Source organism: Micromonospora sp. WMMA2032 (genome assembly GCF_002688545.1).
Lineage (GTDB): Bacteria > Actinomycetota > Actinomycetes > Mycobacteriales > Micromonosporaceae > Micromonospora > Micromonospora sediminicola.
The window spans coordinates 6,161,602-6,174,322 of sequence record NZ_CP024052.1 but is presented as its reverse complement, the minus strand read 5'-3'; the positions used below and the strand labels follow the sequence as shown (position 1 = coordinate 6,174,322).

Sequence of the window (12,721 nt, the reverse complement as noted above, 5' to 3'; positions counted from 1 at the left end):
GATCGACTGGCTGGTCAGTTTGACGACACTGATCCGTATCGCAGAGTCCGGCGCTCAGTTGCCGAGTGCCTGGACCTTCGCGATGGTCTCCTGCACGTGCTGCCGCGCCGGCTCCCCGCCCTGCGCCGCCTGCGCCAGCGCCTGCCGGTACGCGTCGATGACCCCGATCAGCGGGCCGGCCGTGGCCCCCTCCAGCGCGCCCGCCACCAGCGCCCGCGCTTCCGCCGCGTCCTGGGCGGCGGCCGCGGTGCGGGCCTTGGCCTCGTCCAGCTTCTGCGCCGCCGCCGCCAGCCTCGCGATGATCTCCGCCGCGCTCACAAGCCCTCCCCGCGTCCCACCCTGCCGACCACCGCGCAGCCTACCGCCCTCCGTCCGCCCCACCTCTTCGTCGATGGCGGGGAGGCGAGGGCGGCGGGGGTCAGCGGAGGAGGCGGAACAGGACGAGGTAGAGGCAGAACAGGGACGGGGAGACCAGGGCGCAGATCACGAAGCCGAGCGGGACGTAGCGGCCGGCCGGGGCGCTGCCGTCGTCCAGCGCCGGGCGGCCCCACCGGGCCAGCACGAGCTGGCCGGCCACGAAGGACATCAGCGGCACGCCCGCGCAGGACAGCGCCGCCACCAGGTCCATCCCGGACACCGGCAGCGGCGAGCCGACCAGCGCGCCCAGCATGAGCAGCGAGCCGACCAGCGCGCAGCCGCCGTAGACCGCCACCGCACGTGCGGGCGCCGACCAGGTGGGCAACAGCACCGGCGTGCGGGCCAGCGCCTCGGCCTCCTGCCCGTGCCGGTCGGCCTCGTCGGCGAGGCGGCCGGCCGCCGCCAGCTCCGTCGCCGGGTCACCGGCCCGCGGCTCCGGCACGCTCCCTGCGGGATACGCCCCGACCTCCGCCCGCCCCGGCGCGGCGGCTGCGCCGCCGGTCACCCCGTCCCCCGGTCCGGCGCCGGTCGGCGGCCCCGCCGACACGCCACCGGCCGGCACCGCCGGGGCCGGCGCCTCGGCCGGAACCGCACTCATCGGCACCCCGATCGCCTGCCCGAACCGCTCCAGGCGCTGCCCCTGCGCGGCGAGCCGCTGCCCGAGCGTGTCCACCCCGGCCTGCAGCCCTCGCCGGCGCTCCGCCTCGGCGGCGATCGCCCGTTCCCCGCCGCGCTGCCGGCCGGACAACTCCCGGATCAGCGCCGCGTAGTCGTCGAACCCGGTCATGGTTGTTCGCTCTCGCCGGCGAACGGCACGATCAGGGCGGTGCGGTGCTCGTGCCGGTCGACCAGCAGGGCGCGGCCCTCCCGTGGGGTGTAGGCGAGGTCGTGCGTGCCGAGGTGCAGGCCCAGGTCGGCGGCCGGCACGTTCAGCGCGACCAGGGCGGTCACGTCGTCGCGGTGGCCGCTGCCGCCGAGGTCGTCGGCGAGCCGGCGCAGCCCGCGCCACCAGCCGAGCACGTGCACCCCGCGCGCCGGGCCGTGGCGCAGCACCGCGCGCAGGTCGTCGTACCCGGAGCGGAACGTGCCCGGGTCGGTCGCGCCCAGCACGCCGGCGGCGGCGTCCATCCCGAACCCGACCAGGTAGGTGCGGCCCGCCGTCGGGGCCTCGCCGCCGGCCGCCTCGGCGAGGTGGGCGCGCAACCCGTCGACGTCCAGCCGGCGTACCGGGTGGCCGGCCGCGGCCAGCGTCATGGCCAGGTCGTCGGCGACGTCGGTGGTGCCCGGCGCCAGCGGGGCGAACAGGAACCGGGCGCTGCCGGCAGCGTGCTGCCGGGCCAGCGAGAGGGCCGCCGACCGGAGCACGTCCGCGCCGCCGGCGGCGGTGCCCACCACCGCCAGGTGCCGGCCCGGGCTCGCGTCGAGGGCGAACCCGGCGGCGCTGCCGGCGACGTCGACGACGCGGCCCACCAGCGCGTACGGCGGGTCGGCGCCGGGCGCCAGCGCGGCCCAGGCGGGGTCGTCGGCGAGCCGGGGCGTCTCGTGGCCACGGAAGACCGCCGGTGGGTGGGAGCCGTCGGGTCGGGCCGCGTGCAGCTCGTGGCGCAGCGCCGCCAGCTCGGCCGAGGCGGCGTGCGCGTCGGGGAACCGCACCTCGACGTCCGCGCCGGGCGCGCCGGCGGAGGTGTTCACCACGGCGGTGCCGACGGTGAGCCCGCGCGCCGCGTCGTTGCGCGGGTCCAGCACGGCGTCCCCGCCGGGCAGCGCGACGCGCAACGGGAACTGGCCGAAGATGGCCTCGGCCCGGCCGTAGAGCGCCTCGATGCCGGTGGTGCTCTGGCTGGCCAGCACCAGGTGCAGGCCGTACGAGCGGCCCTTGCGGGCCAGCTCCTCGATCAGGTCGACGGCCTGCCGGGCCAGCGCGTCGTTGCCGGCGAACAGCACGTGGAACTCGTCGACGACGGTGACGATCCGGGGCGGCCGGGCGTTCGGCGGCAGGTCGGCGAGCCGGCTGACCCCGTGGCGCTTGAGCAGGTCGGCGCGGCGGCCCAGCTCGGCGCGCAGCTCGCGCAGGACGGCCACGCCGTACTCCCGGTCGGACTCGATGCCCACCGCGCGGGCGTGCGGCAGCCAGGACGGGTCGCGGTCGGTGGGCACGAACTCGGTGAAGCTGACCCCCTCCTTGAAGTCGAGCAGCATCAGCCGCAGCTCGGCCGGGGAGTAGCGGGCCGCCAGCCCGTAGAGCACGTCGAGCAGCAGCACCGTCTTGCCGGCGCCGGTGCGCCCGCCGACCAGCCAGTGCGGGGTGGCGTCGTCGAACGCGACGGCCAGCGGCCGACGGCCGGCCCGGCCGAGCGTGGTCCGCAGGCCGGCGGCGGCGGAGGACGTCCAGCGCTCGGCCGGGAGCAGGTCGGCGAAGGTGACGGCGCCCTGGTCGACCGCCTCGGCGTAGCGGCGGGCCAGCGCGGTCACCGCGGCGTGCGACGGGTCGCCGTCGAGCACCACCGGCGCGGCCAGTCCACTGCCGTCGGTGCTGAACGGGCGCCCGGGCGGATCGCCCACGAGGGTGTAGCGCTCGGTGAGCCGCAGCTGGGTGGTGGCGCCCAGCGGTGGCGCCGTGGTCGCCCCGGCCGGCGGATGCCCGGCCAGCAGGACGCACACGGCCGCGGCCGGGCCGGCGTGGGTCAGCGCGGCCAGCCGGGCCAGTTCCCGGGGCGCGGGCGCGGACGCGGCGACCACCACCAGCAGCTCACGGTCCTCCGGCGCGCTGCGCTGGGCGGCGCGGGCGTGCCGTTCCGCCGCCTCCAGCAGCGCGGTCGTCTCCGCCTCGGTGGTCGCCGCCGGACCGAGCACGCCGGCGTCGTGCAGCGGGCGCAGCGGCAGGAAGGCCGCGCCGAAGGCGGCCTGGTCGATGCCGACGACCCGGACGGCGCCGGCCGGGGCGGCGGTGAGCAGCCGCACCACCACGGCGCGCAGCAGCTCGCCGACGCGCGGGTCGCGGGCGTCCGCGTCGACCGCGAGGTGGGCGCCGGCCCCCACCGGCACGAGGACCGGGAACGCGCCGTCGACCGTCCGGGCCTCGCCGAGGCGTACCGGGACGGGGTGGGTGGCGACGCGGGCGGTGCCGGGCACCGCGGCGGCCATCTCCCCGCCCAGCCGGGCCAGCCGCGCGACCAGCGCGGGACTGCCGACGGGCGCCGGGCCGGCGGCGCCGAGCATCCGCCGGGCCGCCTCCCAGTGGCGCAGCGCCTGCCGGTGCCGGTCGACCGCCTGCCGGTACGCCGCCGCGAGCCTGCCCACCGTCCGCCCTCCGACGCCGTCTGCGATCGAAGGAACCCTAACGGACGCGCGCCGCAGCGGCACGGGACGCTCGGCACCCGAGGTTCGTCCACTGTTCACCCCGGGTCGTACGGCCGCGCCGCCAGCCGTTCCCCCGGCGCGGATTGCCTGCCAGTGCAACCCGTGTGCACAGGAAGGCGACGACGTGACCTCCTCTCCCCTCTCCCGGCGGTCCCTGCTGCGCGGCAGCGCGGCCGGCGGACTCGGCATCGTGGTGGCCGGCAGCCTGGACGCCATCGCCGGCCCGGCGGCGGCCCGGGCCGCGTGCCGACCCGCGGTCGGCTACGGCGACCTGGTGCCGGACCCGGCCGGCCTGCTGGCCCTGCCGCCCGGTTTCTCCTACACCGTCGTCGCGCAGGCGGGGGTGACGTTGCTGGAGTCGGGGCAGCCGACCCCGAGCGACGCCGACGGCACCGGCTGCTTCCGCGGCCCGCGCGGGTCGGTGCTGGTGAACAACCACGAGATCGGCGGCGACGAGCCGTACCCGGTGCCGGCGCTGCCCGGCCTCACCTACGACCCCGGCGCGCGCGGCGGCACCACCACCATCGAGGTGGACCGGCACGGCCGGCGGCTGCGTGAGTACGTCAGCGTGGCCGGCACGCACAACAACTGCGCCGGTGGCATCACGCCGTGGGGCACGTGGCTGACCTGCGAGGAGACCGAGCAGCGGGCCGGCGGTCAGTTCCTCAAGGACCACGGGTACGTCTTCGAGGTCGACCCGCACGACCGGTCGGCCAACCAGGACCCGGTGGCGCTGCGGTTCCTCGGCCGCTACGCGCACGAGGCGGTGGCGGTCGACCCGTACACCCACTCGATCTACCTGACCGAGGACGCGAGCGGCCCGAACGGCCTCTACTTCCGGTGGACGCCGCCGCCCGGTTTCCGGGGTGGCAAGGGCGCGCTGCGGGCGCTCGCCCAGCGGCCGGACGGCGCCACGGCCGGCAGCCTGGCGGCGATGCGCTGCCTGCGCGGCGACGGGCACGTGGCGGACCTGTCCGAGGCCACCACGCCGGGCACCCGGTACCGGGTGGAGTGGGTCGAGGTGCCGGACCGGGACGCCCGTACCGTGTCGGTGCGCAAGCAGTTCACCGACGCCGAGGTGACCCGCAGCCGCAAGCTGGAGGGCGCCTGGTGGGGCGACGGCGGCGCGTACTTCGTGGCCAGCTACGCCCGGCGCAGCGACGGCAGCGTCAACGAGCACGACGGCCAGGTCTGGTTCTACGACCCGCGGCGGCAGACCGTGACGCTGAAGACCATCTTCGGGGTGAACACCGACCCGGAGGCCGACCACGGCAACTACGACGGGCCGGACAACATCACCGTCTCCCCGTACGGCGGGGTGATCCTGGCCGAGGACGGCGAGGGCGTGTCGCACCTGGTCGGCGTCACCGAGCAGGGCAAGGCGTACCCGCTGGCCCGCAACGAGCTGAACGACAGCGAGTTCACCGGCCCGACGTTCAGCGCGGACGGCACGATCCTCTACGCGAACATCCAGTCCCCCGGCTACGTCTTCGCGATCACCGGCCCGTGGCGCCGCCCGAGCAACGCCCACCCCTGACCCGCCGCTCCCGCCGCCTCTCGTCGATCTTGCACTTGCTGCCCCGGCAAAGGGCGCATGAGCCGCGTTCTGTCGACTCAAAGTGCAAGATCGGCGGGGGCTGGCGGGGCCGCCTGCTCCCCGACCTCGGCCGGCGGACTCTGCGGTCCCGCCCTGCGGCTCAGGCGGGTGTCGCCGGCGGGCGCAGGCCGTCCAGCGCGATCGCCAGCACCCGGTCGCGCTGCGCCGGGTCCGGGAACTGGTACGCCGCGAGCCCGCTGATCAGCCGCACCACGTCGTCGAAGTCGGCGTCCGGCCGGGCGGCCCCGGCGGCCTGGGCCCGGCGCAGCAGCGGCTCGCCGGCCGCGTAGATCTCGGTGCGGCAGCTGCGGAACACCTCGGAGTCGTGCACCAACTCCTCGGCCAGGGCCCGCTTGGTGGCCACGTAGGCGACGAACCGGTGCAGCCAGCCGACCAGCGCGTCCCACGGGGCGAGGTCGGCCAGGTCGGCGGCGGAGGCACTGAGCGCCCGCACCTCCTCGACGTAGACCGCCTCGAACAGGTCCCGCCGGCCGGGGAAGTTGCGGTAGAGGGTGCCGATGCCCACGCCCGCCCGGCGGGCGATCTCCTCCAGCGACGCCCCCGCGCCGCACTCGCCGAACACCTCGCGGGCGGCGGCGATCAGCGCGTCGTAGTTGCGCCGGGCGTCGGCCCGTTTCGGGCGGCGCGCGAAGACCTCGTCCCGCTGGTCGGCGCTGGCCATGACGCGCGTCACCTCTCCCTCCCGCTTGCAACCGGAGGCACCCCTCCGCTACGTTGGTGGAGGCACCCCTCCGGATAGCGTACTCCGGACTTCCCGGCCGCGTCCGGCCGGCGTGGGTGACCGAAACCGACCCCGGACCCCAGGAGGTCCCGCCATGCCCGCTGACCGCTGACCACCGGCGACGACCCGGCCGCCACCGCCGCCACCCGCGCGAGCGGCCACCGATCTCGTACCGAACGGGAGTTCTCCCACATGATCGACACACCCCGGCGCGGCTCGCGCCGGATGACGTTCCTCGTCCTCGCGGCCGGCACCGGATTCTTCGCGATGCTCCAGTCGCTGATCACCCCGGTGCTGCCCACGATCCAGCACGACCTGCACACCTCGCCGAACACGGTGACCTGGGTGCTGACCGCCTACCTGCTCTCCGCGTCGATCTTCACGCCGATCCTCGGCCGGGTCGGCGACATGATCGGCAAGGAGCGGACCCTGGTGGTCTCGCTCGCCGCGCTCGCGCTGGGCTGCCTGCTGGCGGCCGTCGCGCCGAGCATCGGCGTGCTGATCGCCGCCCGGGTGGTCCAGGGCATCGGCGGCGCCGTCTTCCCGCTGTCCTTCGGCATCATCCGGGACGAGTTCCCGGCCGCCCGGGTGAGTTCGGCGGTCGCCTCGATCTCGGCGGTCGTCGCCGTCGGCGGCGGGCTGGGCGTGGTGCTGGCCGGACCGATCGTGGCCACCCTCGGCTACCGCTGGCTGTTCTGGATCCCGCTGGTGGTGGTCGGCCTGACCGCGCTGGCCGCGTACCGGTTCGTGCCGCCGTCGCCGGTGCGCACGCCGGGCCGGATCAACTGGCTCAGCGCGCTGCTGCTGTCCGGCTGGCTGGTGGCGCTGCTGCTGCCGGTCAGCAAGGGCGCCGCGTGGGGCTGGGGCTCCGGCCGGGTGGTCGGGCTGCTGACGCTGGCCGTGGTGCTGGCGGCGGCCTGGCTGGTCGCCGAGGCCCGGGCCGGGAACCCGCTGATCGACCTGCGGATGATGCGCCTGCCGGCGGTCTGGACGACCAACCTGGTCGCGCTGCTCTACGGCGCCTCGATGTTCTCCGTCTACGCGTTCCTGCCGCAGTTCGCCCAGATCCCCACCAGCGCCGGCTACGGCTTCGGCGCCAGCGTCACCCAGGCCGGGCTGTTGATGCTGCCGATGCTGGTCGGCATGTTCGCCGCCGGTCTGCTGGCCGGCCGGCTGGAGTCCCGGTTCAGCGCCAAGGCGCAGCTGAGCACCGGCGCGGCGTTCAACGTGGCGGCGGCGGCGATGCTCACCGTGGCGCACGACACCCGGTGGGAGGTCGGCGTGGCCGGCGGCCTCGTGGGCCTCGGCATCGGGTTGGCGTTCGCCTCGATGGCCAACCTCATCGTGGCCAGCGTGCCGGCCGCACAGACCGGCGCCGCGACCGGCATGAACGCCAACATCCGCACCATCGGCGGCGCGATCGGCGCGGCCCTGGCCAGCGCCGTGATCACCGCTCACCCGCAGGCGAGCGGGTTGCCCCGGGAGGCCGGCTTCACCGCGGGCTTCCTGCTGCTCACCGGCATCTCGCTGGCCGCCGCGCTGGCCGCCCTCGCGGTCCCCTCCGGGCGCCAGGCGCGACCTCGACGGCGGCGGCTGGGACCGGTGCCGGGCGTGACCGGCGCGCCGGTCGTGGCGTCGGAGACGGTCGGCAGTCTGGCGCCGGCGGGCCGCTGACCCGCGTGAGTTGTTAAAAGGGGGCCCCTCCTCTGCAGGATGCGTTAAGAGGGGCCCCCTCCTTACACCTCAGCCGATGGCGGCGGTCAGCGCGGCCAGGTAGCCGTAGCGGTAGCCGCTCGCGTTCGGGTGGTACGCCTCGATCACGCCGCTGGCGTCGCGGATCCACGGCTCGGCCGCGCAGACACCGTGCCCGGTGAAGTACGGCCGGGCGTCGACGAAGGTGGCCCCGGCCGCGCCGGCCCGGTCGGCGGTGACCCCGTTCAGCACGTCCGCGGCCTGGTTGAGGATGGTGCGCTTGTAGCTGCTCATGGCGAGCAGGCCGCAGTATCCGGTCTCGAACAGCCGCGGGTAGCCCAGCACCACCAGCCGGGCGTTCGGGGCCCGCTCGCGGATCGCGGCGTAGGTGGCGTCGAGCCGGCCGGGCAGCGTGGCGGTGGCGAACGCCTTGGCCCCGGCCACCGCGCTCTCACAGCTCGACGTGCTGCCGAAGCGGCAGCTGGTCATCACGTCGGCGAAGCCGGCGTCGTTGCCGCCGATGGTGATGGTGACCAGCGTGGTGCTCGCGCTGAGCTGCCCGACCTGGTTGTTGCGGACGTCGGCGGTGACCGCGCCGCCGCAGGCCGGGAACCGGAAGCTGGTGACCGCGTGCGCCGCGGCCCAGAGCGGGGCGTACGACTTCTGGCTGCGCAGGCAGGTGGAGAGGTCGTACGGCCCGGCGCCGACGCCGGAGGAGTAGGAGTCGCCCAGGGCGACGTAGTTGACGGTGGCGGCGCGGGCCGCGCCGGGCAGGAGCACGGCGCCGAGGACGGCCGCCAACACCGCGGCGAGGGCGGTACGGACGCGACGGGACATGACAGGACCTCCACGGGACAGGGGTGGTGGAGCCCGTTGACCGCGCGCGTGGCCGAGGGGTCGTGCTTGTTACTAGTCGGTAATGCTATCGAAACATTCGCAAGAATTGAATAGCTGCCGACCCAGATCCGTTTACATGCGTCGATTAGGTTGGCCGGTGCGTACACCCGACGGAGGGAGTCCCACCCGTGCGACGCGCACTCACGGCGGCGATCGCCGCCCTGACCCTCACCACCGCCGGCACCACCGTGACCGGCGCCCCTGGCCTGGCCGCCCCGACCGGACGGGGCGGCCCGCACCCCGCGGCGGCGACCCCGACGCCGGGCAGCCCCGGGCTGGGCGACAGCTACTTCCCCGACTACGGCAACGGCGGCTACGACGTCGACCACTACGACATCCGGCTGCGCTACGAGCCGTCCACCGACCGGCTCAGCGGCACCACCACGATCCTGGCCACCGCCAGGAAGGACCTGTCCCGCTTCAACCTCGACTTCGCGCTCGACGTCGAGTCGGTCCGGGTCAACGGCTGGGCCGCCAGGTTCGCCCGGGCCGGCGACCACGAGCTGGTGATCACCCCGGCCCGGCCCCTGGCCAGGGGCCAGCAGCTCACCGTCGTGGTGAAGTACGCCGGCGTCCCCTCGCAGACGAAGGTCTACGGCTACACCGGCTGGACCCGCACCGCCGACGGGGCGCTCGCCGTGAACGAGCCCGAGTCGGCCTGGTGGTGGTATCCGAGCAACGACCACCCGAAGGACAAGGCCACCTGGGACATCTCGGTCTCGGTGCCGACCGGTGTCGAGGTGGTCAGCAACGGCGTGCAGCCGCGCGACCCGCTGCCGGAGGCCGGCAACCGCACCCGGTGGAGCTGGCGCAGCGTGAAGCCCGGCGCCACCTACCAGGCGTTCCTGGCCATCGGGCAGTACGACATCGTCACCGACACCGCGCCGAACGGGCAGCCGGTGGTGAACGCGTACAGCACCACGCTGGGCGAGCGCGGTCCGGCGGCCCGGGCCAGCATCGAACGCACCGCCGAGATCGTCGACTGGGAGAGCGGGCTGTTCGGCCCGTACCCGTTCGAGGCGCAGGGCGGCGTGGCCGGGCCGATCGACGGCATCGGCTTCGCGCTGGAGACGCAGACCCGACCGGTGTACGGCCCCGGCTTCTGGCGACGCGGCGCGAACCCGTACGTGGTGGTGCACGAGAACGCGCACCAGTGGTTCGGCGACTCGGTCTCGGTGGCGGCCTGGCGCAACATCTGGCTGAACGAGGGCTTCGCCTCGTACGCCGAGTGGCTCTGGTCGGAGGAGCAGGACGAGGGCACCGCCCAGGAGCTGTTCGACTTCACCTACTCCAGCTACCCGGCCGACTCGGAGTTCTGGCAGGTGCTCCCCGGTGACCCGGGCGCCGACCGGATCTTCGACGACGCCGTCTACGACCGGGGCGCGATGGCGCTGCACCAGATCCGGCTGGCCGTCGGCGATCCGGCGTTCTTCCGGATCCTGCGCGCCTGGACCGCGCAGCGCCAGTACGGCAACGGCACCATCGAACAGTTCCAGGCGCTCGCGGAGCGCGTCTCCGGTCGCGACCTGGACGCGGTGTTCACCACCTGGCTGTTCACCGCCGGTCGCCCCGAGGTGGGCGCCACCGCGCGGGCGACCTCGGCCCCGACCCGACCCGCCTCCTGGGCGAAGATCCGGGCCGCGCACGACCTGCTCGGCCGCTGACCGGCGCCGGCCGGGCCCGCTCCCCCACCGGCGGGGCGGGCCCGGCCGGACCGGCCCCGGGTCCGTGGTCCCCGCTGCGGCCGGGTACGGCCCCGGTCAGCCGGCCGCCGGCGCGGGCGTCCCGACCGGCGTCGCCGGCGTCCGGGCCGCCTCGACCGCGCGGATGTGCCGGTACGCGAACCAGAGCGGCGGGAACGCGCCGACCGCGAACGAGAGGTCGACGAGCGTCCAGAACCACGGGATGTCCCGGATCGGGCCGCAGATCAGGGCCAGCGGCACGATGCCGGCGCAGGCGATCATTCCGACCTGGACCACCCAGACGTTACGCACCGGGTCGCGCAGCGGCCCCCAGAACGCCACCGCCAGCACCAGGTGGGCGAACGCCAGCCAGTCGGTGCCGTAGAGCAGGAACGGGTAGTCCCGGTCCGCGGCCACCAGCCCGTCGTGGACCCGCTCGATCCAGCCGACCAGCGCCGGGAGCCGCCCGGCGAGCGGGTCGAGCGCCGCGAGCAGCCACCGGACCTCGATCTCCAGCGGGAACGCGGTCACCCCGCTGAGGAAGAGCCCCACCACCACGACCCAGAGCCAGCGGCGGATGCGCCGCAGGCGTACCTCGACGTCCATGCCCGCAGCGTAACGATGATCATCGTGCCGGCGGGGCCCCGGCGGGCATGACGTGGCCCACCTCAGCGGCGGCCCGCGTCCACCCGGGCGGCGGCCGAGGCCGGTCGGGCCGTGCCGGGGCGGACCCCGGGCCGTGCCGCCGGGACCGGCCGACCGGCCATGACGGTCGGCGCGACACCCGCCGCGACGGTCGGGGTCGGCCCGGACGGGACCGGCGCGGCACGTCGGACCGGCCGCACCACCCGCACGGCGCTCGCCGCCACCCGACGGACCGGACGACGCACCGCGGGCAGCGCGAGCGTGAGCCGACCAACCGGACGACGCACCGCGGGCAGCGTCCGGACGAGCCGGCGCTCGCGCAGCCGGTCCAGCGCCACCCCGGCCGCGAGCGTCGCCACGGCGCTGACCGCGCCGGCCAGCACCAGCGTCTGGCGGGGGCCGGCGTGCTCGGCCAGCCACCCCAGCAACGGCGCGCCCACCGCGGCGGCGACCGATCCGGTGACCGCGAGCGCCGCCAGCACCCGCCCGCGCATCGCGTAGTCGGTGTCCAGCTGCGCGCGGGCGCCGACCGTGGTGTCGATGACCACGGCCGCCGCCGCCACCGGCAGGATCACCGCGGCGAAGCTCGCCGTGCCCGGGGCCAGCCCGGCCACGATCTGCAGCGCGCTGGCGAGCAGCCCCGCGCCGACCAGCACCGCGTAGCCCAGCTCGGCGCGGCGGGCCGCGACCAGCGCGCCGAGCACCGCTCCGACGGCGAAGACGGTGGACAGGAAGCCGTAGCCGGACGCGCCGCCGCCCAGCGGCCCGTCGCTCATCGCCGCCATGGTCACCTGGTAGTTGCGGCCCAGGCTGCCCAGCACGAACGACAGCGCCAGCGCGACCAGCACCACCGGCTGACCCCGCAGGTAGCGGAACCCGGCCCGGATGCCGCCGTCCGCGGGATCCACGTCGGCCGCCACCGGCCCGCCGGTGTGCCGCTCCCCCTCGCGTACGGCCAGCAGCGCGACCACGACCGCCACGAAGCTGGCCGCGTTGACCGCGAACAGCAGCGCCGGGCCGACGGCGGCGACCACCACGGCGCCCACGCTCATGCCGAGGATCCGCCCGGCGGAGTTGGTCAGCGAGCCGAGCGCGAGCGCGTTGCCGAGGCTCTCCCGGTCCACCAGGGTGGACGCCCAGCGGCCCAGCACCGGCCCCTCGATCGCCGACACCGCGCCGGTGGCCAGCGAGATCGCGTAGACGGCCGGCAGACCTCCGACGCCGGTGAGCGCCACCACGGCCAGGCCGGCGGCCAGCACCGCGTGCGCCGCCTGTGCGGTGACCAGCAGCGGCTTGGCGGGCAGGCGGTCGGCCAGCGCGCCGCCCCACACGCTGAGCAGCAGCGTGGGCAGCGCCTGGAGCAGGACGGTGAGGCCCATCGAGGTGGCGGAGCCGGTCTCCGCGAGCACGAACCAGTTGACGCCGAGCACCTGCATCCAGGTGCCGGTGACCGACACGAAGCCGGCACCCGCCCAGATCCGGTAGTTCCGGTGGCGCAGCGCGGCGAACGTGGCGCCGAGAGCCACGACGATCTCCCCCGTTGACGACAGCGACATGACGAAGGCCGGACCCTCGTGAGGTCCGGCCGGTCGCCAAGTCTGGCGGCGGAGGAAACGTCGTGGCGACAGTTGGTGGCAGGTGTCACCGGGCGACCCGGACACCCGGTCCGGGTCGGTGCGATACCGGGCG

At 75.6% G+C, this 12,721-nt stretch carries 10 protein-coding genes; 3 read left to right on the top strand and 7 right to left on the bottom strand.

Features of this window, described 5'->3' with window-relative positions; genetic code table 11:
• Positions 1–54: 54 nt before the first annotated feature.
• The 3 genes from CO540_RS28700 to CO540_RS28690 all read right to left on the bottom strand — a co-directional run bounded on the left by CO540_RS28700 (position 55) and on the right by CO540_RS28690 (position 3,717).
• Positions 55–318, bottom strand: a complete 264-nt coding sequence (locus CO540_RS28700; RefSeq protein ID WP_091573340.1) for a DUF6244 family protein — start codon at positions 316–318, stop codon at positions 55–57.
• A gap of 100 nt (positions 319–418) precedes the next feature.
• Positions 419–1,204, bottom strand: a complete 786-nt coding sequence (locus tag CO540_RS28695; protein WP_099164333.1) for a hypothetical protein — start codon at positions 1,202–1,204, stop codon at positions 419–421.
• Entirely contained in the window at positions 1,201–3,717 is a 2,517-nt protein-coding gene (locus tag CO540_RS28690) for an FtsK/SpoIIIE domain-containing protein (RefSeq protein WP_099164332.1), read from the bottom strand. The genes CO540_RS28695 and CO540_RS28690 overlap by 4 nt, the downstream gene beginning before the upstream one ends.
• Before the next feature lie 184 nt (positions 3,718–3,901).
• Between CO540_RS28690 and CO540_RS28685 the strand changes: the two genes are divergently transcribed.
• Positions 3,902–5,314: an alkaline phosphatase PhoX gene (locus CO540_RS28685; RefSeq protein ID WP_091573337.1), complete on the top strand. Its 1,413-nt coding sequence runs from the start codon at positions 3,902–3,904 to the stop codon at positions 5,312–5,314.
• A 160-nt stretch (positions 5,315–5,474) separates the two neighbouring features.
• On the opposite strand, the gene CO540_RS28680 is transcribed toward CO540_RS28685, so the two are convergent.
• Complete coding sequence (locus CO540_RS28680; RefSeq protein WP_099164331.1) at positions 5,475–6,068, bottom strand: TetR/AcrR family transcriptional regulator; 594 nt, start codon at positions 6,066–6,068, stop codon at positions 5,475–5,477.
• A gap of 240 nt (positions 6,069–6,308) precedes the next feature.
• Here CO540_RS28680 and CO540_RS28675 point away from each other — a divergent pair, with 240 nt between their 5' ends.
• A complete protein-coding gene (locus CO540_RS28675) occupies positions 6,309–7,790 on the top strand; it encodes an MFS transporter (RefSeq protein WP_099164330.1) in 1,482 nt (493 codons plus the stop codon).
• A gap of 69 nt (positions 7,791–7,859) precedes the next feature.
• Here the strand turns inward: CO540_RS28675 and CO540_RS28670 are convergent, their stop codons facing one another.
• Entirely contained in the window at positions 7,860–8,645 is a 786-nt protein-coding gene (locus CO540_RS28670) for an SGNH/GDSL hydrolase family protein (protein ID WP_099164329.1), read from the bottom strand.
• Between the two features lie 188 nt (positions 8,646–8,833).
• On the opposite strand from CO540_RS28670, the gene CO540_RS28665 reads away from it, so the two are divergent.
• A complete protein-coding gene (locus CO540_RS28665; RefSeq protein WP_099164328.1) occupies positions 8,834–10,369 on the top strand; it encodes a M1 family metallopeptidase in 1,536 nt (511 codons plus the stop codon).
• A gap of 96 nt (positions 10,370–10,465) precedes the next feature.
• Here the strand turns inward: CO540_RS28665 and CO540_RS28660 are convergent, their stop codons facing one another.
• Complete coding sequence (locus CO540_RS28660; RefSeq protein WP_099164327.1) at positions 10,466–10,993, bottom strand: hypothetical protein; 528 nt, start codon at positions 10,991–10,993, stop codon at positions 10,466–10,468.
• A 62-nt stretch (positions 10,994–11,055) separates the two neighbouring features.
• Positions 11,056–12,558 (bottom strand): MFS transporter, encoded by a 1,503-nt coding sequence (locus tag CO540_RS28655; RefSeq protein WP_216642310.1) that lies wholly within the window; start codon positions 12,556–12,558, stop codon positions 11,056–11,058.
• Positions 12,559–12,721 lie beyond the last annotated feature (163 nt).